We start from the raw sequence: 2,899 nt of genomic DNA on the forward strand, positions 1-2,899 counted from the left end.
ATTTCTACATTTCTACATTTCTACATTTCTACATTTCTACATTTCTACATTTCTACATTTCTACATTTCTACATTTCATTCATGTTCAAGAATGCTCTTGAACCACTCAATTGTATTCTTGCTGATTAAAATCCAAAAAAAGGTTGTCTAAGCCCTAAGCCCAAGACTCGACAACCTGACATGTCATGTGGATGACTCTTAAATCTCAATAAATTAGTTTTTAGTCTAATTCCCAATCATTCTAGTACTCTAGAATCAAGGGATAATAATAATATTCACGCGGCGATTGGTTGCGCGATTTTCTTCAGAAGTGTTTGCAACTAAAGGCTGTGTAGCGCCCCGTCCAATCGTTTGCAGATTATTAGTTTGAAAGCCAGTATTTAGAAAAATACTGGAGACACTATTTGCACGTTTTTCAGATAGCGTTTGGTTGTATGCTGCATCACCAATATCATCGGTATGCCCGACAATCTTAATTTTATTGAGTTTATATTTCTGCAATTGTGTAGAGAGGCGTGTGAGTTCATCCGTTTGTTCTGGCTTAATCTCATAGCTATCAAAACCAAATAAAAGGCGCTCAGGTAAACGAAGACTCCAGCCTTCTTCAGTCAGTATAAAACCTTCCTTTTTAAGCATACGCGCTTGTTTGTAGTTGAGATGCCCCCAACTGGCACATGCACTTAAAACGCTGCTGAGTAGTAGAATAAGTGCAAGTTTCATGGGGTGAGAAAAAGTTGTCATTGTAAAGTTCCTAGCGGAGAGAGAAATACCAGCCTTGTTGCAATGTTTTCGCTTTATACATTGCACTGTCGGCAGCGGTGATGAGGTCTTCGGGGCTATGCGCTTGTTCGGTAGATGCAATACCAATCGAGAAGCTGAAGTGAATTTCATGCTGTTCAAACTGCAAGGGCTGTTCACAGCATTTCAACAGGTTTTCGCTAATTTTGGCCAGATGCTCGGTCTTGCTGATATTACGAATCAGAATGGCAAACTCATCGCCACCAAGCCGAGCAATAAAATCATCTTGTCGTAAACGATCTTTGAGGCGCCGTGCCATTTCTTGCAGCACAGCATCGCCAGCCAAATGACCATAACGATCATTAATTTCTTTGAAGTTGTTATTATCTATAAAGAATAATGCTGTTGAATGGGGTGCAGGTTGCTCGAAGATCGATAATAATGTTTGATAGAAATAATGCCGATTTGGCAGTTGAGTCAGCTGATCATGTAATGCCTGATGTGCAAGAACATCATTTTCTGCGCGTAATTTTTGCGTGGATGCCTGAATTTTGTCGAGTAACTCGTTAAAAACATCATTCAGTTGTTGTAACTCTTTGATGTTAGAGTGAGGTAGACGTAGTTGATAGGCTTTGTATTCGCTAATTTCACGTGCAGTTGACACTAAAGGGTGAATGGACTGCATCAAATATTGATAGGTCGAGCGCACAGACCAAAGCAGTGCAAACAAAATTAAAATAATGGCAGAACATAAGCCAATTAAAATTTTAAAGAAAAAATCTAATAAGCTTTGTGAGCTGCCATAGACCACAATCGAACCGTAGAATTGTTGATTATGTCGAATTGAAATCTGAATCGGCTGTTTGAAAAACAGATGATCCAAAATCCCTTGTGTACTTTGGAAAGATTGAACAACCTGTTTACTGTTGGCAATTTCTTGATTGGTTGGATCAAGCACCTGAATAGATCGAATAGAATATTGTGTGGTGTAGTCACTTAGAATTTGCTGCATGGTCATTCTGTCATTGAAGACCATCGCAGGTTGTATTCGTTCACTTAAAGCTTCAGCCAGAATATTTAAACTTTGTTTGGCATAGGTGTTCATGGTGTAGGTTGAAACGACTACAAAAATAATCGTGCAAATCGAAAATGTTAAAGCAAACATGGCGAGTTGCGAGCGTTTAAACAAAGATTGTAATGAGGTTTTGCGAGAGTATATAGCCATGGTTATTGCTCCGTAGACTTTGCAAGCAGCAACACACGCGGGTCAACTCTTACTTTAGATTGACTTAAACTATCCAGATTTACTTTGAATGAGGTTTTGTTGTTTTTGGTATAAAGACAGAAAGCACTGCCGATTTCACAATCTTGATTGGTTGAACTAAAAGACAATGGTGGATCTGTTCTTTGGCTGTAAATAATTTTTTGTTCTTCTTGTGGTGAAAAGGTTGATAGAAAAATTGCATTGCATGAAGATTTATCTAATTCATTTAAGCGAATTGATGAAATTTTGTAGTGATAGCCTTGTAAGCGCAGAGCTTGATTAAATTGCACGGCATAGTTTGGATTATCAATCACACATAATGCTGGGGTTGGAGTATTCCATTTCGCATAGCTTAAGATAGAAAGCGTGATAATAAACATATTGTGTGCAGAAACGGCATATACGGGTATTGCTATCAAAGTTGTGATGGAAAAAAGTACAAAAACCCTTAGAAAAGTGATAACCATTTCAAAATATATTATAAAAAAGTGAATTTAGTTGTTAATTGTAGCGAATCTATATCAATAAAAATAGTGATGAATTTTCATTTAGAATATTCTAAATTATGTATCTTTGTTTAAAAAAACAACGCTTGATAAGTTAATTTTGTAGAAGGTATTGCAAGCTATCAGAAATGCTGTAGAATGCACATCCATCGGCGGTGATGCAGATAAAAACTTGTTGATTAACAAGGATTTAGCTTAAGGGTTAAATTTTTAGATTGATTGAATAAGTTTTAAAAATATCGAAATTACCTGTTGACTTTGTTTTAAAATAGAGTAACATAGCCGACCTAGCTTGATGATGACGAATCATCGAGAAGATCATTAAGAGATTATGAAGAACAACTTGTGTGGATTTTTACTGATTGATCGATCGAAAATATTTCATTGATTG

The 2,899-nt window shown here is 36.7% G+C and carries 3 protein-coding genes; all 3 read right to left on the bottom strand.

Going from position 1 to position 2,899, the window contains the following annotated elements:
* Nucleotides 1-255: 255 nt before the first annotated feature.
* The 3 genes from MKI85_RS16850 to MKI85_RS16860 are packed head-to-tail and all read right to left on the bottom strand — an operon-like array spanning nt 256 to nt 2,469.
* On the bottom strand, nt 256-741 hold the full coding sequence (locus MKI85_RS16850; RefSeq protein ID WP_241629460.1) for an OmpA family protein: 486 nt from the start codon (nt 739-741) through the stop codon (nt 256-258).
* A 10-nt stretch (nt 742-751) separates the two neighbouring features.
* A complete protein-coding gene (locus MKI85_RS16855) occupies nt 752-1,963 on the bottom strand; it encodes a sensor domain-containing diguanylate cyclase (RefSeq protein WP_241629462.1) in 1,212 nt (403 codons plus the stop codon).
* 2 nt (nt 1,964-1,965) lie between these two features.
* Complete coding sequence (locus tag MKI85_RS16860; RefSeq protein ID WP_241629464.1) at nt 1,966-2,469, bottom strand: YfiR family protein; 504 nt, start codon at nt 2,467-2,469, stop codon at nt 1,966-1,968.
* Between the last annotated feature and the right edge of the window lie 430 nt (nt 2,470-2,899).

It is taken from the genome of Acinetobacter zhairuonensis (assembly GCF_022601715.1).
Taxonomy (GTDB): Bacteria; Pseudomonadota; Gammaproteobacteria; order Pseudomonadales; family Moraxellaceae; genus Acinetobacter.